The following is a 25,717-nucleotide window of genomic DNA, read 5'->3' on the forward strand; positions in this document are numbered from 1 at the left end:
TCGATGAAACTATTTCGATGGCTAGCGACGAAGGAAAGGCTTATCTTTCATTCACACCTACCGTCCGTTCGGGCTCGTCCGCAAAATATAGCCTATCGCTGTATCCAAGCTATGGGGCTCGCGACAGTCGGCAACGGTTGCAGAGAACTGCCAGCGTCTTTCCGAGAGCCCAGCATACATGACGTACCAGCGGAAACTCGTCTGGTGAAGCGGATCACGGAGAATGCTCGCAGTGCTTTGAGCATTTCTTTGCCCCGAATCCCAGTCTTCGCAAACTCGCATTCCGACACAGATAGAGATTGCAGTTGCGAAATATGGTGGAATCTTAAGTTGCTAGAGAGAATCTCCCAATGTCATCATCCTTTGTTACTTCTTACCAGAAGCTCTGGGGACCCAGCCGTGAAGTGCCAAATGTGTTCGATTATCTCGAACAGAATCGACCGGCGGAAGAGGCGGACATTCTTTCTGTCTTGGTCATTGACCAGCGCGAGCGTTGGAAACGCGGCATAGGACTGCCTGTCAACGAGTACCTGGATGGACTTCCAGGCGTAACGAGACCGAGGGATTTCCAGTTGAAGTTGGCAATTGGAGAGTTTCAGTGCCTCGACCAGGCTGGCGACGCACCAAAGATTGATGAATTTGTACAACGCCATCCGGACTTAGGTGAAGAGCTTCGGTTCGGACTCCAAGTGATCACGGGAGCTCCAGAGCTCCTCGTCGATACGCGTGATCTACTCGACGATCTCATCGATTGGTTTGAGGAATCATGGACATTTCAGCTCGAACCACCGGCTCTTGAGTTGCTCGTCGAACGGTGTGTCCCAGAGATTCGGGAGCTTGCGATAAGAGAACTGATAGAAATTGAGGTATGGTGGCGGCAAAAGTACGGCGAGAGCTGTGGAAAAGAAGACTATGCCAGCCGGTTTCCCGAGTATATTGTCGACGCTGCTGCAAGCAAGGCGCGATCGTCGGAATTGGCCCCCGTCCGCACGTTGTACGAACCCGAGGCCACAGCGTCCGACGGATTAGAGGAAGAAGACTCTGTGGTCTTAGAGGCTCATAGGCCCTCGTGGCCAAAGGGTATCCCACCGGAAATCGGCCCCTACAAACTGCTCCAAGAGATCGGTCAGGGCGGGATGGGCACGGTCTATATGGCCGAACAGTCAAAGCCCGTCACTCGCCGCGTGGCACTGAAAATCATCAAGCCGGGGATGGACTCGCGACAAGTGATTGCTCGCTTCGAAGCGGAGCGGCAAGCCCTGGCAATGATGGAGCATCCTAACATTGCTCGTGTCTTGGATGCGGGAACCACACCCCAGGGCCGACCATTCTTTGTGATGGAACTGGTCAGAGGTGTACCCATCACCAGATATTGCGACGAACACCGACTGACGCCCCAAGAACGATTAACGCTGTTCCTGCCCGTCTGTGAAGCAATTCAGCACGCACATCAAAAAGGGATCATTCACCGCGACATCAAACCGACGAATGTTTTGGTGACTCAGTTTGATGACCGGCCGGTTCCGAAGGTTATTGACTTCGGATTGGCAAAGGCGGTCAGCCAGCCACTGACCGACAAAACGATGTTCACCCAGTTCGGGCAGATACTGGGCACCATCGACTACATGAGTCCGGAGCAGGCGTCATTCAATCAAGTGGATATCGATACACGGACCGACATTTACTCGCTCGGCGTCGTGCTTTACGAGCTGCTCACGGGCGAAACACCCTTTGACAGGAAACGGCTTCATAGGGCCGCATTCGACGAACTCATTAGGATTATCCAGAACGAAGAGCCGCCGCGTCCGAGTATTCGCCTGAGCAGCAGTGCTTCCCTACCTGATACAGCAATCAAACGCCGAACCGAACCACACAAGCTGAGTCGACTCGTGCGTGACGAGCTTGACTGGATCGTGATGAAGGCTTTGGAAAAGGACAGAAGCCAGCGTTATGAGACGGCCAATGGGTTTTCGGCTGACATCAAACGCTACTTGAATGATGAGCAAGTCGTTGCATGTCCGCCTTCGAATTGGAACCGGTTCAAAAAGTTCTCTCGCCGTAACAAGATGGTTATCGGAACCGTGGGAGCTGTATGTTTGGCCTTGACACTCGGCCTAGTTGGTACCGCGGTCCAAGCGATTCGAGCGAACAAGCAGCGTGACCGCGCGTTGGTTGCGGAACAGCTCGCCGAAAGTCGTCTAATTCGAGAGAGCAAAGCTCGCGTTGCGGCTCAACAGGCTACAAACGAGGCAGAATCTGCGCGAGATGAAGCACAAATTTCTCGCGATGAAGCGAAAGATGCCCTTTTTGACCTTAACACCTCATTCGGACTCCTCGCTGACGAGTTGGGAAAACCTTCCGAGGCACTGCTTTGGTTCGCTGAAGCGGCGGCTATCGCAAAACCGGGCTCGACTCAAGAACGAGAAAGTCGAGTTCGTTTACGGACTTGGAGCCGAATTGTTTCCACACCGATTCATGTATTTGAACACGAAGAAGTTGGCTTGCGTGCAATGCATTTTGATTCCAGCGGGAAGTTTCTCGCGACACTCACGTTTGACGACGTTCTGCGTGTCCGAGATCTTTCAAAGGATGCAGACCTGGTCGTCTCATTCGATGGGGTTACCAGCATGGACTGGCATCCCAATCGTCCTGAACTGGCTGTAGGAAACTCGGAGGGAAAGGTGAAATTGTTGGCGGAACCATCCTTTCTTTCCCGCGGCGAGATGGAAATTGGCGAACCGGTTTCCTCAATTTGCTATAGCCCAGACGGAGAGTCTCTCGCGACGGGAGGCAGAACGGTTTGCATTTGGAATGAGATCGGAGATCCGGCACCTGAAAGAAAGTTTCCGCATCCGGGCCAAGTCGTGTCCATTCAGATTTCTAAGAAGAGCGATCGGTTGCTGACCGTCTGCGAAGACGACCTCGCCCGAGTGTTCGACCTAAGTGACGACTCCCCGGTTCCTGCAATTCCACCCATCATACATCGTGGTACTGGATTTCCCGGTAGACCTCTCGTTGAACCTCGATTTGTGCTTGAGGGAGCAGCGGTCGTAACCAAGTCTGGAAACATATTGATCTGGAGTGACACGGACAGTGGTGGACAAAGTAAGAGAATTGCCATGGATGGCCCAAATGTGACGTGCCTCTCGGTTAGCCCCGATGAGCAAACGCTCCTGATCGCCGGTCAAGACATGGGTTATGAAGTCTGGAACTGCAAACTCCAAAAGCGGGTCGGAGGTCATAGAGGTGAAAGAAATGCGAGCTTCTGGTCAACCAGCTTTAGTCCTGACGGTCTCGAGTTTTTGGTTGCCAATGGCGACGGGAGTCATCAAAGGATCAACATTCAAGATGGTTCGCTGATTGGCGAACCATCGCCGCCACAACGAGGACATCATCATCATACGGAGTACAGCCCTACCGGACGACATTTGGCAACTTGTGACGGCGAGGGCAGACTCTTCGTCTGGCTGCTTCGCACGCTACCTCCAGTTCCTGGCTCAGGCTCCACTTGGGGTGACCCCCAGCCGACCGTCCAGGCTTGGGCTGAGCCACGCGCTCGTCACGCGCGGCTGCTTGGTAAGGCTACTGACCTAGCGCTCAGTCGCTCGGGGAAATTGCTCCTCACCTGCGGCTCGAATCGGATTTTTGGAACCTTGGCCGATGCTCAACTCCTTTCAACGCCGGATCTGAAGGCCGATCGGCCTTCTTTCCCAGCAAACTCATTGCTTCTCGATGCTGTTCTATCTCCGGACGAATCGATCGTTGTCACGGCAAGCCTCCGCCACGAGCTGGTGTTCTGGGACGCTCGAGACGGAAACCGCATCGGCCCTCCCGTCCAGGTTGCAGCTGAACCAATTGTGGTCAAGTTTAACGACGACGGCTCCCGATTAATGTGCCTGCAGGTCGACGGAGCGGTGGTGGTACTCGACGCGAAATCACGCCAGATCGTTACGCGGATGCAGCATGGCGACGGCCGACTGCCTGACTTTCGCAGGCAAGGCAGCCTAAACATGTATCGGCAAGCGAACGGATATCCAATGCTTATCCCAGACTTGGGGTACGCTGGCGTTCGATTTCACTATCACTTCTTGCAAGCGATCGACAATGGTCGCTGGGTCATTACGGGAGGTGTAGACGATGCCATCTGCGTTTGGAATGGAAGGAACGGCTCATTGAGGTACCCTCCGATACAGCTCACATACTTCCCGACTGCGATCACCATTTCAGCTGACGAGCAATTGCTTGCGACAACCGACGGTGTAGACGTGGCAGTCTTTGAGCTGACTTCCGGGGACGAGATCGCTCGTCTGAATCATTCACAAGGTCTGTTCCGACTAAGGTTCAATTCAGATGCAACGCGATTAGCTTCATGCACAGGCGCTGGCCTAGATGGAGAAGTCTTTTTGTGGAATCATAGGAAACATACCCTTATTGCATCAGTCGATGGAAAGAGTGCGGCTTTTTTCGGCGATGCCGACGAGTGGTTGCTCACAGTAGGTAGGGTTGCACGATGCTGGAGATGCTGGAGTGCAACGAGCGGACGCCCGGTCACGCCAAAGTACTCCCTGGCCTGTGATAAAGCCCGCAACCTAATCGTTTCTAATGATCAACACCGCGCTTTTGTCAGCGGATACGCTCATTCTAGTAGCATCACCCTCTACGAAGGCAACGGCGGGTATGTTGACGCGTTACCGCTCGATGATCTCTATGACAAGAGCGAATTCTCAGTGGCCGAATGGCGTCAGATTGTAGAGGTCCTCTCAGGTTACCACATGCAGGACAACACCGTCGTCGAACTAGAAATCTCAGAGTGGACGAAGAGGTACCTGATATGTCGCGATTCCTTTCCCGAGATGTTCCCCAGAGATTGGAATCCGAAAGATATTGCCCATTGGCATGAAACACAGCGAATAAGGGCACTTCGAAAAAGTGATTGGTATGCGGCTGCCTGGCATCTAGATAAGTTGGGTGAACTTCTCGGATCGCGACACCACGACGTCGTATTTGCAGACCTGGAAACAAACGTCTTGCAAGGGCTTGATCTTGCCAAGAGCGGTCGCGTCGATGAAGCGATCAGCCTTTGGGAAACAGGAGTCGTCCCTAACATTCGCACCAGTGCAAACCGATCGGTATTGAATGTGGCCTACGACTTTGCGGTACGACTCCGTTCCTCTAAACGGCTCACTGACGCGGCCAAAGTGGGCCGGCTCACACACCAAACTCAGGTATCGGTGTTGGGGGAGGATGATAAGGACACGCTTGAAACGCTGCATTTCTTGGCTGACAGCAATTGGCATACGGGAAATCGCGAGGAGGCAAGCAGGCAATTCGAAGAAGTGTCCGATCGCCTACAGACCCTCGTTAACAGCGCCGAAATGGACTTTGAAGCTCGATATCGACTGGTTTCTCAACTCACCACCTGCAGCGATGAGCCGCAACGTGATTACCGACGAGCACACACACTTGCGATGGACGCCTCGGCGCTCGTACCGCGTTCTTATAGTTGGCCCGCAGAATCGATGTTGAATATGGTCGCATGGCCACTCTGCTCATCAAGCGACTCAGGTGCTCGGGACATTAAACTCGCTCTCCAGGCCGCCCAACGGGCACTAGAACTGAAGCCGAACGATGCGGACTACCTCAACACACTTGGCGTCGCGCTGTATCGCGACGGTCAATGGGCCGCAGCAATTGAGACGCTCGAGAAATCTGCAGATATGCACAAGGGCGTCAATCTAGCATTGGATGGATTCTTCCTGGCCATGGCCAATTTCCAGCTGGGTGAGCGACAGAAGGCTGACGAGTGGTTCACGCGATCGGTCGACGTGATGAAAGAAAGTAGTCCAGACGATGACGAGTTGATCCAATTTCGGGCGGAGGCCGAAGACTTGATGCAGATGGATTCGGACGATGATGCCGCCAACACAACGGACTAGTGCAGCACAGTCGAATTGACCTTGATGATCAGGAGACTCGAAAGGTCGTGATTTGCGGGGCGAACGACGATTCTGAAGTCAAGGTTATTTCCAAGGTCCTGCACTAGCGTGTCGGAAATCAGACCTCACGCAGTCGGGGTCATAATGCCGAATGAGTGGCGTACTTCAAGTTCCAATAGGCAGCCCTACCCGCCTCAAGTTGCCCCATGAACCCATACAGAACCTATCAATCTCGTTTCATGAGATGCTGCGGTAATTCGCGATGATGCGGTCGACAGATCGAAGACGCCTCTCAATCGTTGCCTTTGATCGGTCCATCCGTTTTGCGACTTCTTCAATGGTCATCCCGTTGATGCGGAGAGCGACGATTTCCGGAAGATCCGGGTGCTCTTGGGCAAGCAGGTTTTTCAGTAATGCGTGTTCAACAGCGTGGAGGCAAGAATCCAGCTGATGTCCGTAGTCCGCCGGAATCTCGAGCGGGCTGCGGCCGTCCTGAGCATCGAATTGACCGAATACTGACTCGGTCGGAGTAAACTTCTTTCGACGCGCTTCCTTAACGCGATCTCCGCAGATCCGAGTCAACTTGAGCCAAAGATCGTTCCGATTTTCCAAGTCTGGCATCTTTCCTTGCGAGATCCGTCTAAAAAAACCGTGAAACACCTCTTGTGTGATGTCATCAGCGTCTTTGCTTCGAACGCCGAGCGCCCGAAGTCGAGCAGCTGCATAGGCCGTCAGTTGAGATCTATAGCGTTTGAAAAGCACTTCCTGCGCCTCTTCACTCTCCGATGGCAAATGCTCAATCCAGATGGAGATAGATCCCGGGTTTTCCATAGTCTCTTGTCCTATTGTGTCAGTACTGTCCTTGCCCTGTTCTTCGCAGCGTCTGTGCTTGGCAACGTAGTATCGCGGCAGCCCTCTAGTCCTCAATCAAGCGAACACTGGATGATGAAAATCTGAAAAAACTCGAAACCCTCGGCGTTTTGCGGGTGTATTGGAGGTAACTACAACTTCAACGCACTCACTCAGCAGAGGATTTCGAGTGAACGACAATTTACGCCGTCGATTTCAGCGCCGCAAGCGAGTTCTTTTGCAACGTATCGATAAGAAGAAGGGCAAGACGCATACGCCCATGATTCGCCCTTTGCGGGCGAAGTACGAACTGGCCAATAAAGTTGAGGCGATCTCCTGCGGTGGAATCGGCATGATCATGCAGCTTGTCCAGCAACTCGGATTGCGAAAGCACATCAACCAGTCCGCGCCAGTGTTTAAGCTTCACGCGCCGTACGACGAAGCCGACCACGTGCTCAATATTGCCCTGAATCTATTGGCCGGGGGGACCTGCCTCGAACATTTAGAGCATCGCCGCACCGACCAGGCGTACCTGGATGCACTCGGCGCAGAACGGATTCCCGATCCGACAACCGCTGGTGACTTCTGCCGCCGTTTTGATGGTTTCAAGCTACTGCTCTTGATGCAGGGAATTAACGCGGCACGCAAGAAGGTTTGGAAGCAACAATCCGATGCGTTCTTCGAGCAGGCCACGATTGAAGCCGATGGTACGATGGTTGAGACTTGCGGTGAAAAGAAGGAGGGCGTCGGAATCAACTACAAAGGTCAGTGGGGATACCATCCACTGGTTGTAACGCTCGCGGAAACCAAAGAGTTGCTGTATCTGGCCAACCGCAGCGGCAATCGTCCCAGCGGTGAAGGCTCATCGTTCTACTTCGACAGGGCGATCGAATTGTGTCGCAGTGCCGGGTTTCGAAAGATCCTGTTGCGTGGTGACACAGACTTTTCGTCAACTCAACATCTCGATCGATGGGACGCGCAGGGCGTCCGTTTTGTGTTTGGTTATGACGCCAACAAAACACTGACTGCAATTGCCGATTCCCTCGACGAATCGGCATGGAAACCGCTCCGGCGGCAAAGATCGACTTCGAAAAATCCGCGTGCAAAACGTCCGAATTACAAAGAGCAAATCGTCGTAGAAAATGGCTACGAGAACAAAAAACTGCGTGCTGAAAGCTACGCTGAGTTTCCGTATCAGCCCGGCAACTGCAAGCGTCCCTACCGGATGGTTGCTGTTCGCAAAAACATCGACGTCACGACCGGACAGCAATTCCTGTTCAGCACCGAAAAGTACTTCTTCTACATCAGCAATGAACCAAAGCAAGAAAAGCAGTCGCGTGAATTGATCGGAGACGGCAATCATCGCTGCGATCAGGAAAACACGATTAGCCAGCTCAAGGCGAGTCACGCATTGACCGCGCCACTGGATTCACTGGAAAGCAATTGGGCGTACATGTTGTTCGCTTCTCTTGCCTGGACGCTGAAGCTTTGGAGTGGACTGATGGTCCGCGTCAAAGGGAATCCGGGTCAGAAGAAGGCGAGGAAGCGGCTCCGTGACCGCGTGATCAAAATGGAGTTTTCGACGTTCCTGACATCGTTGATCCAGATCCCGGCCCAAGTCATCCGCTCATCGCGTCAGTTGAAGTTGCGGATTCTGACATACCGTCTCGGCGTCGAAAATTTGTTCACGCTCAGTGACCATATTGCGATGCCGCTTCGAACGTGACACGTCGCAACCAACGAAGCCGGAGTCCGGACGCTCCGGTACCGCCGCTAACGCCTAACCCGAGAAACGAAACATTGAGCACCATACATTGCGAAATTTTTGATAAGGAGCAGTGCTCCCGCGTGCCCCGCTGCGCCTCGGAAATCTACAGCCGTCATCCAAAATCAACGCCCGCGTTCGCTTGATTGAGGTCTAGTTCCGCGATAGACGGTTGGTTTGGTTGACCGAACGTCTCGTGACTTTAAGCCAACAGGCTGTTTTGCGATATCTGTGCTTCCGCGAAACACCACGATCCGCGAGTTATTCAAAGCTCAGTCTACCGTTCTCCGACAGGAATCCATGTGCCTGACGAGAGAAGGAAAACGGTGTGAGTTGTCAACCGAAGCGACACTGTGCCACTCAAGTCTCTCAGCAGCACCTCGGAATGATCCGATTTTATCGTTTCACACTGGTATTGATCACCGGTCGGCATGGTTACGTACCAAACGTCATTCAAACGTCGGAAACGAATGCTCAACCCAGACGTGGTGACGTATTCCACTTGCCTTTCCGGTGCGTTTGCTCGCAGGCTGCCCGAGTTCGATCCCTGTCGTGCATAGGGAGCAGCTCTTGAATATGACCTTTGTGGCGAGTAGGAGCGAGGAGCGCTAAACTCAATGTTCGAACTACTGTTCGCGTAAGCTCGCAAGGCTTGGTCCCGAAGGGCATTTCGATTTTGACCTTCACTATCGCGTTGCCGGAATGCCTGAGCGTGTGCGTCAAAAGTCGGTTGCATCAAACGTCTTCTTCGTTCAATTTCAACTCTCCGTTGCTGCTCAAGAATCGCATTCATCTTACGTCTTTCCTCACGTTCGATTGCTTCGATCTTCCTCCGTTCGATTTCAGCCTCGCGTTCATAAGCTTCGGCTATACGATTTTGCCGAGCGGTCTCTGCCTCAATTCTCGTCCGTTCTTGTTCTAGCTCCTGTTCCCGAATCGACGCTTCTCGTTGCTGCAATCTTTCGAGTACCGGTGCCATCGTCGCAATACCATTTGCTCCCGACGCGATATCAGCAAGACTGCCTTCAATAGATTCGATACCATCCTCAACACGGGTCCTGTGACTCTGTTCTTCGCGTCGGTTCGTTTCTTCCGTTAGCCTTGCGTTCGCATTTGATTGCATTTCCGCACGTCGGTTTAGTTCACTTCGCCTCCATGCGCGATATTCAGTCTCCGTAAAGGTCTCGAAGCCATCACGCCCAACAACCACAACCGTTTTCGGGCTTCTTTGAAGAGAGACCTCCTGCCTCTTTGTTGTATTCGCTGTGTTGTCCGGGATCTCAATCGATAGCGCAAGAGTGTGGCCGCCATATTTTGAAAAATCCCAGTTCTTGAACAATGGCAGTTGGAAGTTGGGGTCATCGAATGAATGAGGGCTAATGTTCTCCGTAAACACATGCGGGCTATTCCAAGTTCCAAAGGGCGCTGGAGTCCTAAACGCCGCATGCCCGTCGACCCTAATCGTCTGGCCCGTGATATTGACAAGATAGAGGCTTTTCGTGGAACCAGGAGCCGCGTTGCAGTGGCAAGTGAACATTCCACTCAAAAACGCAATGGCCAACCAGCAAGAGATCTTTCGGCAGAATTCGGGTTTGTGGATAGAAGTTGAACACATGATTATTTCTCTGTTGATTTTTTAAACGTATTGATTGGATATGCGAATGCCTCGGCAGTGATGGCGAGGTTCTGGCGCAGGAATCGCCTCTTGAAGAGAAGTGATTTGAAGTTTCAGCGTTGAAGGTGGCTGATATCCGCAACAGCCACTACGAATTGAAGGTGAGTCACTCTTCAACTATCGAGACGTACTTTGCGAGTCGTAGCTAACGTTGGGAAAGAGCCCAGGGTCGACTTTCGATTTCGCACTATCGAGAATAAGATCAGCAACCCGATTAGCATCGAAGATTCCACTAGTTAGTGCTTTGATAATGCTCTTCTTCGCATCTCGATACGCATCACGCATTAGCTCTGGCTTGACTCGATTGGTAGTTTCCAGAAGCGCGTCGCCTAAGAGCTTTGCGGTAGTTCCACCGAAATAGCCGACACGGTCGACCACAAAGTTGTCATGTTTGAGCGTCAGGTTCTTGACTTCAGCACTGACCGAGAAGCCGCTCGGAGCAAGCGTGAGTCTCATTGTAAAGTTGAGGAATGCGTCAGCTCGTCCATGAGCAGTAACATCGAGCAGCTGGACTCCATGGGAGTATTGCTTCACGTGAGCTTCTCCTCGAAGTGTGGCTTTTACACGAACGTCAACTTCAATAAAGCGTGGTCCGACTCGAAGGTTGTAGAGATCGACATCAATGTTTCGCCGAGGGATCTCAGCCCTGACCCAACCCCTGCTCCACATTGAGTGTGGAACGCGATGGTAGATGGGTTTTGGACGATACCCCAGAGTTTTTAATGGCCCTACTCGAATCCAATAGGGTTCCGTACCGATTCCTTTGACTACGTCGACATAGTGTGAGGCGCGTTTACCCCAGTTGGAATCGTCGTGGTATGTCCCCATTTCAGAGGCTTGAAGTGTGAATGCGCGATCCAAAACGCCGGACAAAGCGCCCATCAGATAATCGCGTGATGAAAGCGCTGATGGAACCTGGGCGTCAGCGTTCGCGCCGAGCACGAGCCCAATTAGTAATGCAGTCATGCACAGCCTTGTGATTATGGACTTTAGAACTCCAATTGTTTCCTGTCGTCCACGAGCTTCTGAAGTCTTCCCATGGTCTGAAAATGGTTGAATCTCAACTGTCTTTGGTCTTGATAACTCGTTCGGCTCGCTTGCTGCAAAAGCCTGCCAAGATGAAGCTCCTCGCTTATTCATTTCGGTACCCTCAGTTCGAGTGGTGCGAGATTGATGAACCCGCCTGAAGGTGCACTACGGCGAGTCTTGTGAAATTGACGTTGAAGCCGCAAAGAGCGGCCTCGAAGTGGATACCGAGACGGGAAAGCAGAATCCGTCATCGGTCCTGAAGAAAAACTCGGAATTTTGTTCCGGCCGTGATTTCGACTAGCGAAACACCTCAACATGCATGAAACTTTCGCCGAATTGCTCCAGCTTTGGAGAAGCGAGTTTTGGACCGACCCTAGATCCAGGTGACCGATGCTCGACGCACGATCACCAAAGCCAGAAAACCCGCGAATCGCGAGGAAATCGCGATTTCCAGTCGGGAAACGCTTGAGGACGAGCGTCAGTTCTCCGCGGGAAGATTTGCCTCCATCTCGACGCAATCCGTTTGCCCGAAACAGTTTCCGGCAGAACAAGGAGCGATTCTCGAACGCTGTAAATTCTGTACCCGTTCTGTACCTGGCGAGCGAAAAAGGCGGCCAGCAAGGTGCGAGAGCGTTTTTTTTCTCGCCCGTCAGTCTGCACCGAGTTCGTCGTAGCAATTGAGTAATCGCTGCCCAACTGGTTCGGCGACGCCGAAGCGGTTTGTGTCGGTGGCTCCTGTTGAAATCGCAATCAACGCCGCAATCAAATTCTTTTCTTCTTCGTCGGGCAACTCAACTTCACCAACGTATCGGTCGTGATACGAAATCCATGCCGCTGTAATGCAGCACCAAATCGCTACCTCCTGCTCAGGATTGGAATCTCGCATGAGGTTTACTTCGAATTGCTCAAGCGTTGTGTCCAGAAAGGGACCAATCACGTCGTACAACGCTTGCACCTGGTCGAGCAGCTCTGGAGACAGCGACTCGTGTCGAATTGGACCTGGCTGAAGCTTTTCAAGGTCGATTGGTTCTGAATCAGAATTGTCCATCGGTGTATCGCCTCGCAAAGGCCGGAGACTGCTGGCAGGTGAGCCTGGCAACATCGTAGTCGAGAAAACTCGCCGAGTCTCGAATGCCGAGGAACATTTGAACACCTTCGAGCAACCTTGCACCGAACTGAATCGGACCGGTGCTTGTGCTGGCCGCTTGTTTGTTGCGATCTTGGGAAGGACGGTCTCTCATTCGAACGACTTGGTGGTTTCAAACAAAGTTTGATTAGCGGCCACGCTCGTGACATCCTCATGCTTCAGAAAGGACGGTGAGGATGTTGACGCAACACGTTTTTGACTTTGAAGCAGAGGAAATTGGCAGGCCTGAGTGCGATCTTGCGATGACGGGCCTATTGCCAGGAAGCGAAATCATTGAGACGCAGTACGCCTCCGTCAAACGCGTCTCGGTCATCTATGAGAGACCGTTAAGTGGTCGACCGTGCCTGACGAGCACCAACGAGTCGAGAGAATTCTTCAAGCAATACTGGAAGGACAATCCGGCGTGGGATCAGGAACAATTCGTCGTCGCGTGTCTCGACACCAAACACCGCGTCCAGTGCGTGGTTCCGATCACGATCGGAACTCTGGACGCGTCTCTCGTGCACCCCAGGGAAGTCTTTAAGCCTGCGGTCATCGAAGGCTCGGCGGCTGTGATCCTTTCGCACAATCACCCATCGGGCAATACGGCACCGAGTCGTGAGGACCTCGACGTAACCGACAGACTGACCGAGGCGGGAAAACTCCTTGGAATCACGGTTCTCGACCACATCATCCATGGGGATGGGACGGGCGATGTCTTGTCGATCCGAGAGTCGAGATAGGTGCCGAAGTAGGGGGCTACGGCAGTAAATCTCGAGCGTGGACCCCGAGTGCCTTGGCAAGCTTCTCCAAGTTTAGCAACGCGAGATTCCGTTCCCCTCGCTCGATTCCTCCGATGTAGTTCCGGTGAAGGCCACTCTGAAATCCGAGCTCCTCCTGCGACCAGCCCTTCGCTTCCCTGAGGTCGCGGACACGTTTTCCAACTTTTGAAAGGATTTCTTTTGCAGCCATCCTTTACATCACACTTATAAGTGTCTATTTTGGCTACACACTATGAGTGTGAACGCTTCGTCAGTTTTCCAACAGAATGACCGGACGCCTCTGATACACGTACCTGTTCAGAAGAACTGCACCCATGATCAGGTCCCAAGCAATCGCTCCGACAAATACCAGGTACAGGAATTGGGCCACTTGGCCGTGCTCCCCGCCGAATAGCGCTACGCAAACCAGCAACATCAGGAGTGAGTTTAGTGTCGTCGCAAAGACGACAGACATTCCCGTCCTTCCGCCGACGGTCGCGGCCCGATTTGGATGCCGAGATTGGAACAAGAGGAGCTCCTCGCCAGCAATCTCGTTGACTTGCTGTTCGATCTCACTGATGCGACGAAGGTTGTCTTCCTTCGCCCTGGCGTGTTGGACGGTCGTCCGGCCAATCCAAAGAATGGCCGATGGTGTTGCAATCAAAACAGCTAATTGCAGTTTCAATGGCAGAGCCAGCACCGCCGCGATCGTGGCCGCCATGAAGGTGACAGCGACCGGCAAGCGTCGATCCATCGCCGTCAATCGAAACCGTAGCAACTGGTTGAGCGAATCGTATTCGGCGAAGAGGACGTCAATCCGCTCTCTCCGCGACAGATTTTTGCGAGTTTGTTCCTTGTTCGGTTCCATGATTCACCTTCCTATTTGATCACGATCGCATCCGCGAACCCCCAAATCAATATGATCGCCCCATCTGTTTTCCGAGTTCTTTCTCGTGTCTCAGCACCGGTCACTTGGCAGGGTGCTTTGATGAATCTGTTTCGCGTGTGTCGAGAAATCGCTGATGGCCTGAACGCTGACATAAGGGCAGGCCGTTATCCAGATGGAATCTGTGCTCACTGCAGCGACTTTCGTCACACTGAACTTGGGGACCTGCGACAGCAGGTCAAGTCGCTCTGCAACGAGTACCCTCTCCATTTGGAATCACCCTTCGAGGACGTGGAAACGATCAGCGGCGGTATTTGGCGTGCATCGGAAATCTTGAAAGACGACGACAAGGACGCCTTACTCCGACTCCATTTCCAAGCGAATACGCTTGATCTGCCGTTCCACTCACATGATTACTCCGACCGCGTCATCTTTGTCGCAGATGGCCGCGGCGTTTTCGAACACGTTGTTGACGCATCACGGAATGAGCGTCATTCAATTGAAGTCAAAACGGGGGATGCACTCGTTTTCTCTCGGGGTACGGTCCACACATTTAGGACCATGCAATGTGACCTGCAGCTCCTGTCCTACCATTCACCGTACATCGACCTCACCGATGAGCGACAATTCAGCTTGCTTTAGTAGCTATCGAATGGCAGCGGCACTCGATGAGCGGCAGTATTATCGAGAGTGCTTTTCCAACCAGAGCCGCAGAGCTTCGTTTTGGATTCGCTGAAAAGAGGCGGGGATTTCTCCCATCGTCTCTTGCTTTCGTTGCCAAGCCTCAAGGTCGGCAATCAGTTTCGGCTGAAATCGAACCGTCTTCTGAACGGTTGCCTTGGCAAAGGTTCGAAGCATCTCCTCCGACGTCTGTCGCGGCGTTGATGCGGTCGCCATTTCCCGCTTACCGCCGATGCGCTTTTTTGTTTGTCGAAAATCCGGCTGAGCGACTTTGTCGTTCGGCGATTGCTCATCACCTGACGTCGATTGCGGCGTTGATTCTCTTCTCGGTTTTTGAGAATTCTTCTCGTTGACTTCACTGTCGACGGTGTCGACCAGATTTTCAAAGAACTCTCTTTCGTTCTCAGCCATTGCCTACCTTCTTTGCATGTTTAGAACTAACGAGCGACATGAGTTCCCGGAATAGAGCATCGAGGTCTTGTCGTGCATTTCGCTCGTTTTCCATCCTTGTCGGAATCACCCCCTGAGCGGCTGATCGAATCAATGCCGTTAGCCGCCTCACAGCCGCTTTCGTGGCTGGTGGCTTCATCTTGCTTTGGAAGCTTCGCATCTCCTTCGCAAACTTCGTGCGGTCATCAAGTCCGTTGACGACAAACCGCACCTTCGGATTGACGCGATACTTCGTTTTGACAACGTTGATCAATTCGCGTGCTCCGGCCAGCGCGGAATGGATATCAAGTGGACTCGCCATGACGGGGATGACAATCAGGTCAGCTCGGCGAAGTAGAACGATATTCTGTTTGTCGAATCCGCCGGGTCCATCGGCAATGACAATCGAATGCTCGGCATGAAGTGCGTTTAGCCCCTTCTCAACTTCGGCTGGCGTCGTCGCTTCGCGAACCACGATTTTGGGCTCGGCACTCTTGAGCCATCGAGAAGCGAGCTTCTGGACATCGACGTCGAGAAATGCCGGAGGCTCATAGCCATGGTCAACGAGCCAACCGGCGTGCGAGACGCTGAGAGACGTTTTCCCTCCACCGCCCTTGGTTCCAAAATAAACGATGAGCATGAAACGAGTTTGCTCACGCCTGAATCATTCACGCAAGAACCATTCTTTCACGAGTGAATGATTCAGGACTCCGGCATGATTCAGTCAAGAAACTTGAGAGAATCAGGAAAGAACGATTCAGGACTGCGTGAACGATTCAGGAATGAATCGGCGAAATTCTGGAAATCGCGACTCCGAAATAGCAGTGATGGCTTGGTAGCCTAGCCATTCTAGGCGCTAGGGGCCTCGTGGTGAGCCGTTCGCAGCCGGGCCTACCCATCGGGTGCCTTCAAACAATACGTCGCTCTGAGAGCCGATCTCAGCGTGCCATTTCACGAGCAAAATCGCAGAATCAAACTGGCGTCAACGTGAGTGGCTGTCGGGAGAGGCAGGCACGATGGGAAAGCGGCTCGGTATCGCTTCACTGTGCCCGCAGTCAATTCAAGTCTTGCGTGTTCGCGGCAGCACGCGGTAGCGTTGCTTCAACTGATTTAAAGCATCCCGCTACCATGGCTATCCATCGTCAAAAAAATGCACGTGTTCTGAAACAAATCTGGTTTGCACGTCCTCTCAGACAAGCCACCATGCAATTCAGACAAGGGTTGCACGGTCTTCCAGACAAGTTTGCACGGTCCCCGAGACAAGCATGGTCGGTCTCCCAGGCAACGATTGTCGGTCTCCCAGACAAGGTTTTCGCGGATTCACGAGAGATTTCGGCCACTTACAGCACCCCTACTAAAGAACTAAAAGGAATTAAGGAAGTTCCTAGTACCTTTCTCTTGTCTGAATTAGATGGGGAGGCGGGATGGTGAAGCCCGAAACCGCGAAGAAGGAAGCGGGCGACCAAGCTCAGGTCGTGCCGCTGTATGGTCGCGACGAAATGAACCTCGTTGAGTTTCCGCTTTGTCCGATCTCTCCCGTTGAGGAACAGACGATCGAAATCGATCACGAAGTCTGGGACAGAAAGGCGAACAGGCCAATTAAGCGTAGTCTTCTGATTACCGGTTCTGCTCGCTTCGGCTTGCCCCGCCCTTCGGACGAACAAGTGCTCGTAGGACTCAGCTCGCTAACCCAGCAGAACGGGTTCCGGGGTCGGAAGGTCCCGTTCAGTCAGTACCACCTCCTTCGGACCATTGGATGGGACACGAACGGTCGTGCCTATGATCGTCTTGCTGCAAGCTTCGACCGGCTAACGGGGACATTCTTGAAGTTCTCAAACTCCTGGTGGGATAACAGCGAAAAGGAGTATCGCTCTCATGGCTTTCATCTGATTGAGAGCTACGAGCTTTGTAGCGAAGAACGGTATGCGAAACATCGAAACCGAACCGGACGAAAGCGGCAGTCGCTCAACTACTTTGTTTGGAGTGATGTGATGTGGAAGAGCATCGGTGATGGCTATATCCGTTCCATCGACATGGAACTTTTCCGACAGATCGCGAGTGGGCGTCGACGGGAAGTTCCCGTTCGGCTGTATCGTTGGCTCGGAAAGCAGTTTGGGCGAAAGGGAGTGCGGGATGTTTTTACCTTCGACCTCATGCGTCTCTCCGAGGGGACGATGGGCCTCGCGGAAAAATACCCGAGTCAAGTTCGACGCATTTTAGAGCGAGCCGCGAAAGTTCTAATTGACGTGGGGTTTCTGTCGGACTTCAGCGTCAAAGCGAAGAGGGGAGGGTGCGGCTTTGACGCCGTGTTTAGAAAACGGACGAAGAACAGTCGGCTGCCAAGTCATCCATCCAAAAAAGCTGCAGCGAGGGCAATAAGCGGAAAGCCTGACAACGAATCCACAGACGACTTGGCAAAATGGTTTGCTCGGCAGAATCCGAGTGAACTGCTTCGAGCAGAGTCGAACGCGTTGGCAGAGGGTTTCGGGCACAGCTTTGAGCAAAAAAGCATTGCGAGGCATCGCCAGAAAGGAACACCGATCGGGGCGTCACCGCTTCGACAAGAATACGTACGTCGGTATCTGGACGAGGGCTTCAGAAGCAAAAGAAATCGTGCTCTGGACACAGAGTAATTTTCGGTAGCAGACGTGGTTGTTTTCGGGATGCCCTTGTTCGTACGTCAGAGCGTGTGTCGATGGCGGTTGAGAATTGAGCCAGTTTGGCGGTGTTGGCCGGTCACCAGAGCGCGCGATGAGTCGACGCGAGAAACCTCAGGTTGTTTGACCGAAAAGCGAAACAAACGAGACCCTAGCGACGCTCTGATCCCCAAGTCACTGAACATGCGTGACCAGCAATTGCAGTAGCGTAGAATGCTGGCGGTGAATCTGATCGTCGCGCCGAAGGCGGGTCGTTTCGCGACCTCGGTCGATGCAAATTCAGCAAGTTAAAAAAAGCACCAACTCGCATCGGTGTGCAATCGGCTTAGCGATTTTCGATCAGGGACTAAATCGGTCACCGAAGTTGCGCGTGCAAGCTTTGAATCTGCTGGTGCCTCAACTTGGACGTGTGAAGGGCGTTGTTCAAAATCAGCGGCGCCGACTGGCGTTCGACACCCAACGCCGCAAACGCTCTACAGCAGCTTGCCGTATAATCCCACTTACTGACATTGTCTTAGTTCGATTCCAAGGTGCTTTGATACATGGGACGGCCCGCAATTCCCCGGCCAGTGGTGCGTCAACTGCTACTCGAGTGTAGCCATCGGTGCTGCGTGTGTGGAGAGCCCTTTCCGTTAGAAAACGCACACATCGTCCCTTGGTCTCAAACTCAAGACCATAGCCCCGAAAACCTTATCTGCCTATGCGCCAACTGCCACAGTCGCGCAGACAAGGAAGAGTGGGGAGTCGATCTATTACGCGATTTCAAGGCTTCACCATGGGCAGATCGGCAGCACAAAGGGCCGTCCTCCGTCCCAAAAACCACGATCAAACTTCAGATTTTCGGCGTCCAACTTGCTGATTTCGATGACGCGAAGCGAGACCTAGTGACTCATGCTGTATCTGCGGCATTGCACAAGAATCCTGATGAAGTTTCGCTTACCGCAATAGAATCTGGCAGCGTTAAGTTCATCTTTGAAACATCGGAAACGAGTCCAGACGCCATTCGAGAAGCAGCGAAATTGCTTGAATACCATATCCGTGAGTTGCTGGACCTAGCCCCCAATTCGCAGGATAGCTGCATCAGGCTCCAGATCGAAAATGTGCGCCGCTCAGGCGTCCAACCTTTCCCGAGAGATCGCACTACGACAATTAAACCGGGCGAATCACCCAATACCGATCTGCAAGAACATTTAACGTCGAAGGAACACTGGGTTTCTCCGAACGGATTCTTAATCCTGCGGCAACTCTCCGCGGGAGCTTTTGGTGATCAATATGTGGCATTTGACCGGGAAGCGAAACGTGAAGTTGCCCTCAAAAGGCTACATCCGAGGCATTCACACGACAGAACCGCGCAAAGGCTATTCGTGCGCAACGCCCAAATCGTGGCAAATCTTCAGCATCCCGGTATATTACCTATGCTTAAGATCGCTCAAGATCAGGCGTCGCTACCATATTACACAACACCTCTGGTGCGCGGAAGTAACCTCCATGTCCAGATGGAAATCGAGCGTGAACAAGCTGAAGATAATGAATCCTACGCGGCTGGAATTAGGCGATCGATATTGCGGTTTGCGGACGTTTGCACAACCGTGAGCTACGTGCATAGCCAGGGCGTCCTGCACTTAGACATCAAGCCTAGCAATATTATTGTTGGTGAATTCAACCAGACCTACCTAGTCGACTGGGATTGTTTGCGAGTATTTGACAGCAATAAAAGGTCTCACGTCGAACAAGAGGACTTGGATTTGGAAGCCGACGATTGGACCCTTGGAACGGTTGCGTTTGCAAGCCCTGAGCAAATGACTGATCGACGCGTCTCAATTGACCCAACGGCTGATGTATTTTCCCTTGGCGCAACCCTTTATGAGATGTTAACGAGCCATCCACCGCGACACCGAGGTAGTCGCCTTACAGATCCCATCGAGAGCCCTAGACTTTTCGATCGTAGAATCCCCGTTCAATTGGAGCGAATCTGCCTGAAATCCCTTGAGATTGCCCCGTCCCGTAGGTATCAGACAGTTGAGGAGCTTAGGTCGGAGATCGAGCGGTGGCTGTCTGGCGACTCACTGACGAGCCGCGTGCTCAAGCGCCGTCTCTTAACCCTACGGCTGGCGGCAACATGTTGTATCGCCGCGCTTGTCGCGATCCTCTTTTTCTTCATTAGTCGAGAGACTCAACTCACGACCACCCTTGCTGCGGTCGGATCCCGACTTACAACGGCCGAATCCCAACTCCGGGCTTACAAGCGGCCGCCGACTGAGCCCGTCGCACTAAGTACCATCCGAGCGAGCGACCCCATTTTGGGAGCAGCACTTACACCCGAAGGGTCGGACCTAGCAATAGTTACTCACAATGCGCTCTTGCTAGACAAAGGACGAGTAGCGATCGAGCTCGCACGTGACTATGGATTCTGGGGCTCAGTCGCCATTTCTCCAAGCAGCCTGCGAGCGGCGGTGGCGACACGGGAGCCAGGTCAACCGGAGTTTCTAAGCCAATCAACCGTCATATCGATTTATCAACGAACCGGCAGATTCAGTAGTTTTACCGTTGATGAACGTGTACATCAAATCGAGTTTTGCAATGACGAACAATTGGTCGTCGCCAGCACGTCTGGGGTAACCATTTTCGACCTAGAAGGTGACGCTAAATCGAAATTAAGTACTCGACCTCGCAATTTCGCTATCTCGCCAATAGAGACCTCTCTTGCTGTCACGACAATTGACGGTAGAACGCTCTCATGGAATTGGAGCACTTCAACGGTTCGCGAATTTGATGCAGGTAGTAATAGGCGGCACGAGGCCGTCGTCGCTTATTCACACGATGGCAGTTCTTTTTGCACTTCGGATATGAAAGGGGCCTTGCATGTATTTTTGGTTGCGAGGAACGACCACCGGCAATTACCGGGGTGTTATGGTATCGTTGGAGGTGCTTTTCTTTCAAATCGTCACCTCGTAGTAGTTGATTATGAATGCCGGGTCTATCTGTGGGATCTAGAAAGTCTAAGACTGGTTCAGATGACAAGCCCGAAAACACTGCAGCGCGTTGTTGACGTTGCGCGTAATGGAATGCAAATAGCCACGATCGATAGCGAAGAAAACGAGCGTATCATTACCATTTGGAGTTTTCAAGATTTCGCGAACGGTTTCCTTTAGGGCGGAAGGATTGCTCAGTTATAGCAGCGGCTAAAGGGTGGATCGCCCTGCGGCGCTCGCACTCTGTAAACGGCAGTCGAAAATCGTAGCGTCCGGCAGGGATCGATCGGCGGTCGAAAAACGTAACTCCCAACTTTTGAATGCTCCAATGGCGGTATTCTCCGCCGCACGGAGCGAGGGCTGGGGGGGGTGCGAATATGTAATTTTGGACCGCGATTCGCCGTCGCATCCTCATTTGGCAGGCTATAGCTACACCAAGTCGCGAGCAAGGTCGGTCGTCCCTGTTGGCTCAACCGGAACGAAGGTTCCTCGTGCCGCAGGAAACCGCCAGCGTACTGGCTCTTTTTTCGTAACGGATATCTCGTTGAGATTGACTGGAGAGCGGAACTCAAAACGACAATTCACTATCTGCTCATCGACTCCGGGAGCTGCGTTTGATTCCGTTCCACGAACGGTATCGCTCACGTTCCAACGTCACACCAAAGCAGATTGGAACCTTCCCGAAGCGCGCGAAGTTGGACAAGCCGAGGCATTTTGGGCAACTTTTTTGTGCGTGTTGGTGGCGGACACCGACGGAAGTATCGGGCATCATTTCGGTGCTCCCGTGCCGACGCCGATCACTTGCCGATGGTGACAATTCTGGTGCGTACTCCGGTTTGCCGGAAAGCATCGGCTCCGTTGAACGCGTTTTCTGGCAGTTGCTCGCTCTCTCCACCGAGTTCTTCGAGCCATTCCCTGAAAGCTTCTGCTTTTCTGTCAGAACGGAAGAATGGTCCTTCGCTCATGATTGCTACCAAGCGGCCATCTGCTGCCAATAGATCAACCGCTTTTCGAACGTGGTCGATGTCAGCCCCGTTCTCAAAGGGCGGGTTCATGAGAATCCGGTCGTATGCACCTTCGTGCTCAAGAAAGTCTCCAAATGTAGCGTCAATTCCTTTGGCGGAGAGGACATCTTCTAGCGTTCGGTTGAGCTCGATTGCCGTGATGCCAACATCCGGTTGAGCTCGTTTGACAGATTGGACGATGTCCCCCTTGCCGCATGAGGGTTCAAGTACACGGTGGCCTTGCCCGATGTCTGCTCGTTCAAGCATTTCTTCGATAACAGCGGCAGGGGTCGGGAAGAAACCAGGGATTTTCTTTCCGACGAGTTCGCGTTCTGCAATCTGCACCGGGTCGTCACCTCTAACACTGGAGGAGTGCGGGATGTATTCTCGTAACGCTGCTCGTAGCTCGTGAATGTCGAAGATGTTGGCCCGGCGAAGTCTGCTGAATTGCTCTAGTGACCGGTCGAGGTAGTCGCCATCGAATCCGGTTGCCTTGGCTCGGGCGATCAAGTCCGTCACTTGGCGAATGTCGTGGCCTTCGCTGAATGTCACGTATTCTTCTTTCTCGTAGCGCAGCCGTTTCTCCATTCTGGCTGCCGCTTGTTTCTGTCCGGATTTTCCTTTGCAGTGCTCAATCGCTTCATAGAGGTGTCGTTTGTAGAGAGATGGATACGGGTACTCAGCGTGCCTAATGTCATCTTCAGAGTAGGGTTTCCCTTCTTCGTTCCCGCGGCGTTCATAGAAAGCGAAATCTCCCTCTCCTTCGCTCTGTTTGATGGATCTTACGCGAGCCCGACGGGAAAGGTTGAGAACGGTATCGAGGGATTCAACGTGGGTGCGGTGCCGAATGCCGTCCAAGTAATTCGCTTCACCGTTTGAGAGTGCTTCTGCAATCGAGTGGATGGAGCGAGCAAGTGCTTGGCTTGCGTACGCTCGCCCCCTCACCCCTGCTTGGATGTCAGCTCTTCGGGCTGTGTTCTGGATAGCGTCCTTGCTCGCTTCGATCGTTTCGTCGGCCTTGGTGAGCATGTCCGTCGCGAGCTCGTGAAGCCTTTCGGATGCGGTTTGTTCCTTCCGGGCTTTTCGTGCTTCGAGCACATCGGTTCGGTCAACGTCTCCTTGGGTGAGCGAGATAAATCGTTCTGCGGTTTCCTGGTCGTAGAATTGGAAACCGGCCTGAGCTTTCACAAAGCTTGAATACCAGCCACCCAGCATCTTGGCTTTATTCTTGAGCTCAACGAACGTGGAGCGTTCTACTCGTGCTCCCATCTGTACGATGAAGAGCGGAATGTTCTTCTTTGAGTGGTGTCCTTCGACCAGAGTGAGTTCCAAGTCTCCGATTTCTTCAGCCTGAAACTGGCCGACATTGCTCGATTGCTTGCTCTCTTTCCGTCGCTCTCGCGACAGGTCCGCGTTTAGCTTGTCCCAAGTGGCGAGCTGTTCCTTCGATAGGGCGTCTTGTCCCTTCTCGTCGATGAACGCCCGGAATTCGCGGAGCGTTTCGGGGTTGGTGAGTTCCTTTTCTCGCGCTTCCCGTGCGTCATTCCTCGATTCGACGTAGCGGGTGACGTCTTCATCGGTTTGAGCGAGTACCTGGAGAGCGAGCTGCTCGTCCGGGTCCTGTCCCATCTGGTAGCTGAATGAGTCTTTCAGGTGAAAATCCATCAACATCTTCCGGTGGATGGAAGCTGCGTTCTCTCCCTTGTTCTGGCTTCGGGCGTTCCAGTCTCCAAGGCGAGAAGCGAGAAGCTTCAGCTTGTCTGCTTTGAAGCGTTTCTTTAGGTCAGCGATGAATTCATCTTTGTCTTCAAGTAGCCTGGAGAATCCCTGTTTCACTTCCACCAGGGTTACCGTTCCGTCTTGGAGTTTCCGGACGTACTCCTTGTGGTCGTCAAAGGTGTACGACTCCGATTGCTTCGGTGCCTGGGGTGTGGGTGCAGCCTTCTTTGGATGGTCATTGGGAAGCATCGCTTCCAGCCAGTCCCTTACGGAGTGCTGGTCTTTGAGGCCACGCTCTTGCACTTCTCGAACGTGCTTCTGGGTGAATCCGCACCTCTTTGCGAATTCGCTGATGGTCTGGTGGTACTTCCTGAAGAGTGCTTTTACTTCGGCTCCTGTTAGGTGGTCCGGGCAATGGGCCTGGGTGAGCTCCGAAGCTTTCTCCGGGAGTGCTAGCACTGAGAACCTGGCTGCTCCGAAGTCCGGTTCTTCAACGTGAATCTTCCCTTTGTCTCGAAGTGTTTTTAGAGACTGGTTCACCTCGTTTTTTAGAGGGTCGAACGGGTTGAAGTCGGACTGTCCAAACTGTTCGCGTAGGTCGATGTCCGTGAACTGTTTCCCTTCGTGCTCTTCTAAGAACTTGAGAACGGCACGTGGAGGAGCGGGTAGGGGAACCCTGTCTGCTATGGTGAGTTTGGATCCGTGCTTCGCGTTCACCTTCTCGATAATCGAGCTGAGTGGTACGGCTCCATCTGGTTTCGCTGGGGTTGGTTCCGCTGCTGGGTAAATTTGGCCAACGTGGAATTCGATACCTTCTGTGTCTCGAATCGCGTCTGGAAACTGGACTCGAACCTGGTTGTTTGCGTGGCTAATTCCGACTACTTTCCCTGGCTCCGTTCTCTTCGAAGAGAACCAGGCGTTAACGGTGTCACCCCGCTTGATGACAAAGCGATGCGGGGTGGCTCCATCCAGGTCGCTAACTCGGTCAACGGTGATGGTGTCTCGGTCATGGTGCTCGCCGGGGTCGGGCCACTCCCAGTGTCCTCGGGCATCTGGGAACGTAATCTGCCTGTCTGGTCGGATGAGCCCTTCTGCATCTTCTGAAGGTGAAGCGGTGGGTGTTTTCGCTTCGACAGTCGAGGTGTCGGCCGGTTTGCTCTCGCGTTCTGGGAGCTCGGTTGCAGCGGTTGGAAACACCTCGATAGCTGGCCGTGTTTCGGTCTCGCCGGTCTCGAGCGTGATGGTCACCGAGCGGTCCTCGTGGTCAATGTCGGTGACTTCTCCGAGCCGGGCGTCCAATGTTTCCACCAGGTCATAGCGTCGGATAATGAAGCGGTGGTCCGGTCCATCCATGTCTTCCGCTCGGTCAACCGTGATGGTGTCTCTGTCTTCAAGGCTGCTTGGCTCTGGCCAAGTGCTTGGAGCTCCATCGAGGGCGATTTGTCGGTCTGGCCGAATAAACGGATAGCTTGTTGTTTTGTCTTCCATGTTGTTCTCCTGAGATGTGGCGGTTTCCCCGCCGTTTGTTTCAGGAGGTGTGTTGCACGTGGGCTCAAGGGGAAGCCTTTGAGCTCTGCTCAAAGCAGCAGCGGAGCCGCTAGGCGAAGCGGCCCTTGAACCCGGCGTGCTATAATTGGAAGACACGACGGCGGGCGTCTTTTGTTGTTCTAAATCGAAGTCGAATTGAAGCTGTCCCATTGGTGGATACCTTTGAGATTGCCTCTAGGCGGCTTCTTGCTGGTCCCGTTCGCTGCCGGAATCGAGCTCTTCACACTTCGCTGCGGCAAGTTCAGCTACCTTGCCGATCGCTTGTGCGTTTTGGCCAAAGAAGCGGTTGGAGTACCCTTCTTTGTTGGTCCTTGTGCTCTTCCAGGAGCGGGAGAGAAGGTAGTAGTGATAGTCACGCCCGTCTTGGGTCTGTCCGACAAAGACGTTCGCTGCGATGGCCCCTTCTCGAACCGTCGCAACGTAGTCAGAGCGTTTCTCTTTGCTGCTTCCCTCGATTTTGTTTTGTTTCATGGCGAGGTCTCCTTTCCTTAGTTTCAACTCGGGAGATTTTGCGGAGGTTTCATTTCTTAGTCAAAACAATGTTCGTCGCCAGAACGGAGCCCCGTTTCGCTGCCTGGCGGTCGACATCTCGGGCGCGGCGTCGACCAGGAATTCACCCAGGTACCCAAGGCAGACAGAGCCCCGTCCATCCACCGCGTAAGCAGTTGGGATTTCTCGGG

General features: G+C 53.1%; 17 protein-coding genes and 1 pseudogene. 7 read left to right on the forward strand and 11 right to left on the reverse strand.

All coding sequences use genetic code 11. The features are described from left to right. Positions 1–350 precede the first annotated feature (350 nt). Positions 351–5,936, forward strand: coding sequence for a WD40 repeat domain-containing serine/threonine protein kinase (locus Enr13x_RS38040; RefSeq protein ID WP_197456114.1), 5,586 nt, complete (start codon positions 351–353; stop codon positions 5,934–5,936). A 237-nt stretch (positions 5,937–6,173) separates the two neighbouring features. Here the strand turns inward: Enr13x_RS38040 and Enr13x_RS17805 are convergent, their stop codons facing one another. After that, the gene (locus tag Enr13x_RS17805; protein WP_145388273.1) at positions 6,174–6,767 is read right to left on the reverse strand and encodes an ECF-type sigma factor; all 594 of its coding nucleotides are present in this window, start codon (positions 6,765–6,767) and stop codon (positions 6,174–6,176) included. A 298-nt stretch (positions 6,768–7,065) separates the two neighbouring features. On the opposite strand from Enr13x_RS17805, the gene Enr13x_RS17810 reads away from it, so the two are divergent. Continuing rightward, positions 7,066–8,511 (forward strand): IS1380 family transposase, encoded by a 1,446-nt coding sequence (locus Enr13x_RS17810; protein ID WP_145385855.1) that lies wholly within the window; start codon positions 7,066–7,068, stop codon positions 8,509–8,511. Positions 8,512–8,827: 316 nt separating this feature from the next. On the opposite strand, the gene Enr13x_RS17815 is transcribed toward Enr13x_RS17810, so the two are convergent. The 4 genes from Enr13x_RS17815 to Enr13x_RS17830 all read right to left on the reverse strand — a co-directional run bounded on the left by Enr13x_RS17815 (position 8,828) and on the right by Enr13x_RS17830 (position 12,495). Beyond that, positions 8,828–9,889, reverse strand: coding sequence for a hypothetical protein (locus Enr13x_RS17815; protein WP_145388275.1), 1,062 nt, complete (start codon positions 9,887–9,889; stop codon positions 8,828–8,830). Positions 9,890–10,342: 453 nt separating this feature from the next. Then, positions 10,343–11,365, reverse strand: a complete 1,023-nt coding sequence (locus Enr13x_RS17820) for a hypothetical protein (protein WP_145388276.1) — start codon at positions 11,363–11,365, stop codon at positions 10,343–10,345. Between the two features lie 538 nt (positions 11,366–11,903). After that, entirely contained in the window at positions 11,904–12,302 is a 399-nt protein-coding gene (locus Enr13x_RS17825; protein WP_145388278.1) for a hypothetical protein, read from the reverse strand. After that, complete coding sequence (locus Enr13x_RS17830) at positions 12,289–12,495, reverse strand: hypothetical protein (RefSeq protein WP_145388280.1); 207 nt, start codon at positions 12,493–12,495, stop codon at positions 12,289–12,291. The genes Enr13x_RS17825 and Enr13x_RS17830 overlap by 14 nt, the downstream gene beginning before the upstream one ends. Before the next feature lie 148 nt (positions 12,496–12,643). On the opposite strand from Enr13x_RS17830, the gene Enr13x_RS17835 reads away from it, so the two are divergent. Next, complete coding sequence (locus Enr13x_RS17835; protein WP_231744358.1) at positions 12,644–13,123, forward strand: JAB domain-containing protein; 480 nt, start codon at positions 12,644–12,646, stop codon at positions 13,121–13,123. A gap of 16 nt (positions 13,124–13,139) precedes the next feature. Here the strand turns inward: Enr13x_RS17835 and Enr13x_RS17840 are convergent, their stop codons facing one another. Together Enr13x_RS17840 and Enr13x_RS17845 are read right to left on the reverse strand one after the other, a co-directional pair. Continuing rightward, positions 13,140–13,352 (reverse strand): helix-turn-helix domain-containing protein, encoded by a 213-nt coding sequence (locus Enr13x_RS17840; protein WP_145388284.1) that lies wholly within the window; start codon positions 13,350–13,352, stop codon positions 13,140–13,142. Between the two features lie 60 nt (positions 13,353–13,412). Further along, positions 13,413–13,895: a hypothetical protein gene (locus Enr13x_RS17845; RefSeq protein WP_145388286.1), complete on the reverse strand. Its 483-nt coding sequence runs from the start codon at positions 13,893–13,895 to the stop codon at positions 13,413–13,415. A gap of 234 nt (positions 13,896–14,129) precedes the next feature. Here Enr13x_RS17845 and Enr13x_RS17850 point away from each other — a divergent pair, with 234 nt between their 5' ends. Then, the gene (locus tag Enr13x_RS17850; RefSeq protein ID WP_197456115.1) at positions 14,130–14,669 is read left to right on the forward strand and encodes a cupin domain-containing protein; all 540 of its coding nucleotides are present in this window, start codon (positions 14,130–14,132) and stop codon (positions 14,667–14,669) included. Positions 14,670–14,708: 39 nt separating this feature from the next. Here the strand turns inward: Enr13x_RS17850 and Enr13x_RS17855 are convergent, their stop codons facing one another. Together Enr13x_RS17855 and Enr13x_RS17860 are read right to left on the reverse strand one after the other, a co-directional pair. Next, positions 14,709–15,119, reverse strand: coding sequence for a hypothetical protein (locus Enr13x_RS17855; protein ID WP_145388290.1), 411 nt, complete (start codon positions 15,117–15,119; stop codon positions 14,709–14,711). Continuing rightward, positions 15,112–15,777 carry a nucleotide-binding protein gene (locus Enr13x_RS17860; protein ID WP_145388292.1) on the reverse strand — a complete coding sequence of 222 codons (666 nt, stop codon included), beginning with the start codon at positions 15,775–15,777 and terminating at the stop codon, positions 15,112–15,114. Before Enr13x_RS17860 ends, Enr13x_RS17855 begins: the two co-directional genes overlap by 8 nt. 784 nt (positions 15,778–16,561) lie before the next feature. Here Enr13x_RS17860 and Enr13x_RS17865 point away from each other — a divergent pair. The 3 genes and pseudogenes from Enr13x_RS17865 to Enr13x_RS17870 all read left to right on the forward strand — a co-directional run bounded on the left by Enr13x_RS17865 (position 16,562) and on the right by Enr13x_RS17870 (position 20,946). Then, entirely contained in the window at positions 16,562–17,770 is a 1,209-nt protein-coding gene (locus tag Enr13x_RS17865; RefSeq protein WP_145388294.1) for a replication initiator protein A, read from the forward strand. 566 nt (positions 17,771–18,336) lie between these two features. Continuing rightward, a pseudogene (locus Enr13x_RS39800) lies at positions 18,337–18,531 on the forward strand (HNH endonuclease); the annotation flags it as partial. Between the two features lie 147 nt (positions 18,532–18,678). Then, the gene (locus Enr13x_RS17870) at positions 18,679–20,946 is read left to right on the forward strand and encodes a serine/threonine-protein kinase (protein ID WP_231744359.1); all 2,268 of its coding nucleotides are present in this window, start codon (positions 18,679–18,681) and stop codon (positions 20,944–20,946) included. A 617-nt stretch (positions 20,947–21,563) separates the two neighbouring features. Here Enr13x_RS17870 and Enr13x_RS17875 read toward each other — a convergent pair. Then, positions 21,564–24,977: a methyltransferase gene (locus Enr13x_RS17875; protein WP_197456117.1), complete on the reverse strand. Its 3,414-nt coding sequence runs from the start codon at positions 24,975–24,977 to the stop codon at positions 21,564–21,566. A gap of 234 nt (positions 24,978–25,211) precedes the next feature. Further along, a complete protein-coding gene (locus Enr13x_RS17880; RefSeq protein ID WP_145388300.1) occupies positions 25,212–25,508 on the reverse strand; it encodes a hypothetical protein in 297 nt (98 codons plus the stop codon). Positions 25,509–25,717 lie beyond the last annotated feature (209 nt).

It is taken from the genome of Stieleria neptunia, from assembly GCF_007754155.1.
Taxonomy (GTDB): domain Bacteria; phylum Planctomycetota; class Planctomycetia; order Pirellulales; family Pirellulaceae; genus Stieleria; species Stieleria neptunia.

What these genes read in the sequence shown, in the direction of transcription:
- Enr13x_RS38040 (WP_197456114.1), top strand. Translation starts at nt 351, where the DNA reads ATGTCATCATCCTTTGTTACTTCTTACCAGAAGCTCTGGGGACCCAGC.
- Enr13x_RS17805 (WP_145388273.1), bottom strand. Translation starts at nt 6,767, where the DNA reads ATGGAAAACCCGGGATCTATCTCCATCTGGATTGAGCATTTGCCATCG.
- Enr13x_RS17810 (WP_145385855.1), top strand. Translation starts at nt 7,066, where the DNA reads ATGATTCGCCCTTTGCGGGCGAAGTACGAACTGGCCAATAAAGTTGAG.
- Enr13x_RS17820 (WP_145388276.1), bottom strand. Translation starts at nt 11,365, where the DNA reads ATGAATAAGCGAGGAGCTTCATCTTGGCAGGCTTTTGCAGCAAGCGAG.
- Enr13x_RS17825 (WP_145388278.1), bottom strand. Translation starts at nt 12,302, where the DNA reads ATGGACAATTCTGATTCAGAACCAATCGACCTTGAAAAGCTTCAGCCA.
- Enr13x_RS17830 (WP_145388280.1), bottom strand. Translation starts at nt 12,495, where the DNA reads ATGAGAGACCGTCCTTCCCAAGATCGCAACAAACAAGCGGCCAGCACA.
- Enr13x_RS17835 (WP_231744358.1), top strand. Translation starts at nt 12,644, where the DNA reads ATGACGGGCCTATTGCCAGGAAGCGAAATCATTGAGACGCAGTACGCC.
- Enr13x_RS17840 (WP_145388284.1), bottom strand. Translation starts at nt 13,352, where the DNA reads ATGGCTGCAAAAGAAATCCTTTCAAAAGTTGGAAAACGTGTCCGCGAC.
- Enr13x_RS17845 (WP_145388286.1), bottom strand. Translation starts at nt 13,895, where the DNA reads ATGGATCGACGCTTGCCGGTCGCTGTCACCTTCATGGCGGCCACGATC.
- Enr13x_RS17850 (WP_197456115.1), top strand. Translation starts at nt 14,130, where the DNA reads ATGAATCTGTTTCGCGTGTGTCGAGAAATCGCTGATGGCCTGAACGCT.
- Enr13x_RS17855 (WP_145388290.1), bottom strand. Translation starts at nt 15,119, where the DNA reads ATGGCTGAGAACGAAAGAGAGTTCTTTGAAAATCTGGTCGACACCGTC.
- Enr13x_RS17860 (WP_145388292.1), bottom strand. Translation starts at nt 15,777, where the DNA reads ATGCTCATCGTTTATTTTGGAACCAAGGGCGGTGGAGGGAAAACGTCT.
- Enr13x_RS17865 (WP_145388294.1), top strand. Translation starts at nt 16,562, where the DNA reads ATGGTGAAGCCCGAAACCGCGAAGAAGGAAGCGGGCGACCAAGCTCAG.
- Enr13x_RS17875 (WP_197456117.1), bottom strand. Translation starts at nt 24,977, where the DNA reads ATGGAAGACAAAACAACAAGCTATCCGTTTATTCGGCCAGACCGACAA.
- Enr13x_RS17880 (WP_145388300.1), bottom strand. Translation starts at nt 25,508, where the DNA reads ATGAAACAAAACAAAATCGAGGGAAGCAGCAAAGAGAAACGCTCTGAC.